Genomic DNA, 2,949 nt, shown 5'->3' with positions numbered 1-2,949 from the left:
CCGAGTTCCCCGCGTGGAAGCCCGGTGCCTCCCGCAAGACCTCGCCCCTGAAGAACAGATACGCCCCTTCCTTTCCTCAAACCACGATCCGCACAACGAGAAAGACCGCGCCAAGAGCGCGAAAACGCTTTTTCATGCACGGTCGGGGCCTTCCGGGGGGAAGGACCATGTGCGCGACGGCCGGAGCGAGACATACAAGAAAATAGGAGGGAGGCCAGGCTCGGGGCCTGGCAAGGGCGTGGCTGAGGGGGCGTTCTTTCCGTATTCCAACTACGGCGGTTATTCCCCCGCTCTGTTTCCCCAACGCAAAAAGCCCTCAGTCGTTTGACTGAGGGCTTTTTGGAAAGATTCCTTGGCGGCGACCTACTTTCCCACACGCTACCATGCAGTATCATCGGCGATGGAGGGCTTAACTACCGGGTTCGGAATGGGACCGGGTGTACCCCCTCCTCCTTGGCCACCAAGAAAATTTGGTGAACTTCAAGAGTTCGGATATATTAGTAAATAGGGGAAGAGAGAATTCCATTAGTTGTTAAATAAGCCGCACGATCTATTAGTACTGGTCAGCTGAACAACTCACGTTGCTTACACCTCCAGCCTATCAACCTGGTGGTCTTCCAGGGATCTTTAGGGACATAATGTCCAGGGAGAACTTATCTTAAGGCGGGCTTCCCGCTTAGATGCTTTCAGCGGTTATCCTTTCCGAACTTAGCTACCCTGCAATGCCGCTGGCGCGACAACAGGAACACCATGGGTTCGTCCACCCCGGTCCTCTCGTACTAGGGGCAGACCCTTTTCAATTCTCCTACGCCCACGGAGGATAGGGACCAAACTGTCTCACGACGTTTTAAACCCAGCTCGCGTACCACTTTAAACGGCGAACAGCCGTACCCTTGGGACCTGCTTCAGCCCCAGGATGTGATGAGCCGACATCGAGGTGCCAAACCGCGTCGTCGATGTGAACTCTTGGACGCGATCAGCCTGTTATCCCCGGCGTACCTTTTATCCTATGAGCGATGGCCCTTCCATTCGGAACCACCGGATCACTAAGACCAACTTTCGTTCCTGCTCGAGATGTCTCTCTCACAGTCAAGCTCCCTTATGCCTTTGCACTCAACGGCTGGTTTCCAATCAGCCTGAGGGAACCTTTGCAAGCCTCCGTTACTATTTGGGAGGCGACCGCCCCAGTCAAACTACCCACCAGACACTGTCTCCACACCGGATGACGGTTATGGATTAGATACCTAAGTAATCAAGGGTGGTATTTCAAGGGTGACTCCACGCATACTGGCGTACACGCTTCAAAGTCTCCCACCTATCCTACACATGATTAATCAAATACCAATGTCAAGCTGCAGTAAAGGTGCACAGGGTCTTTCCGTCCTTCCGCGGGTAACCGGCATTTTCACCGGTAATTCAATTTCACTGAGTCTCTGGTTGAGACAGCGGGGAGATCGTTACGCCATTCGTGCAGGTCGGAACTTACCCGACAAGGAATTTCGCTACCTTAGGACCGTTATAGTTACGGCCGCCGTTTACTGGGGCTTCGATTTAGAGCTTCGACCGAAGTCTAACCCCACCTCTTAACCTTCCAGCACCGGGCAGGCGTCAGTCCCTATACATCGTCTTACGACTTAGCAGAGACCTATGTTTTTAGTAAACAGTCGCCCCCCCCGATTCCTGCGTCTCAAATCCGCTCACATAGCTAAATGGTCACGGAATCGAGCACCCCTTATCGCGAACTTACGGGGTCATTTTGCCGAGTTCCTTAACCAGAGTTCTCTCAAGCGCCTTGGTCTGCTCGACCCACCTACCTGTGTTGGTTTGCGGTACGGTATGCATATGCTAAACTTAGAAGCTTTTCTTGGCAGCATGGAATTAACGGCTTCAGTCAGTTTAATGACACGGCGTCACGTCTCAGGCATGTAGAACTGCGGATTTACCTGCAGCTCAACCCTACTCGCTTGCACCGGGATATCCAACACCCGGACCGTCTATCCTCCTGCGTCCCTCCATCGCACACATATACATGTACAGGAATATTAACCTGTTTCCCATCGACTACGCATTTCTGCCTCGCCTTAGGGGCCGACTTACCCTGGGAAGATTAACTTTACCCAGGAAACCTTAGGTTTACGGCGAATAAGTTTCTCACTTATTTTATCGTTACTCATGCCAGCATATTCACTTCTCATTAGTCCAGCATACCTCACGGTACACCTTCATCCCATCTGAGAACGCTCCCCTACCGCTCATAGTAAACTATGAACCCAAAGCTTCGGTACAATGCTTAGCCCCGTTACATTTTCGGCGCAGAATCGCTAGGCCAGTGAGCTATTACGCTTTCTTTAAAGGATGGCTGCTTCTAAGCCAACCTCCTGGATGTATCAGCAACTCCACCACCTTTCCCACTTAGCATTGATTTGGAGACCTTAGCTGTTGGTCTGGGCTGTTTCCCTTTTGGCCACGGGCCTTCGCACCCATAGCCTGACTGCCACACATCATTTACCGGCATTCGGAGTTTGAAAGGGGTTGGTAACCTGGTGGGGCCCCTAGCCCTGTCAGTGCTCTACCTCCGGCAAACTAATGTGACGCTATACCTCAATATATTTCGGGGAGAACCAGCTATCACCGGGTTTGATTGGCCTTTCACCCCTATCCACAAGTCATCCAAATCGTTTTCAACCGATACTGGTTCGGCCCTCCACTTGATTTTACTCAAGTTTCAGCCTGCTCATGGATAGATCACCCGGCTTCGGGTCTAATCCGCACTACTTGGCGCCCTATTCAGACTCGCTTTCGCTACGGCTACGTCTCAAGACTTAACCTCGCACTACAGATTAACTCGCTGGCCCGTTATGCAAAAAGCACGCGGTCACGGATCAAGTCCGCTCCCACAGCTTGTAGGCACATGGTTTCAGGTTCTATTTCACTCCCCTAACAGGGGTT

The 2,949-nt window shown here is 52.1% G+C and carries 2 rRNA genes (1 of these 2 running past the window's edge); both read right to left on the bottom strand.

Features of this window, described 5'->3' with window-relative positions:
• Window positions 1-350: 350 nt before the first annotated feature.
• A 5S ribosomal RNA gene (gene rrf / locus J0909_RS18175) occupies window positions 351-465 on the bottom strand.
• A 67-nt stretch (window positions 466-532) separates the two neighbouring features.
• Window positions 533-2,949 (bottom strand): 23S ribosomal RNA (locus tag J0909_RS18170); it runs 524 nt beyond the window's last position.

Source organism: Desulfovibrio sp. Huiquan2017, from assembly GCF_017351175.1.
Lineage (GTDB): Bacteria > Desulfobacterota > Desulfovibrionia > Desulfovibrionales > Desulfovibrionaceae > Pseudodesulfovibrio.
The sequence above is the reverse complement of the archived record's forward strand: the minus strand, read 5'-3'. Positions and strand labels throughout refer to the sequence as shown.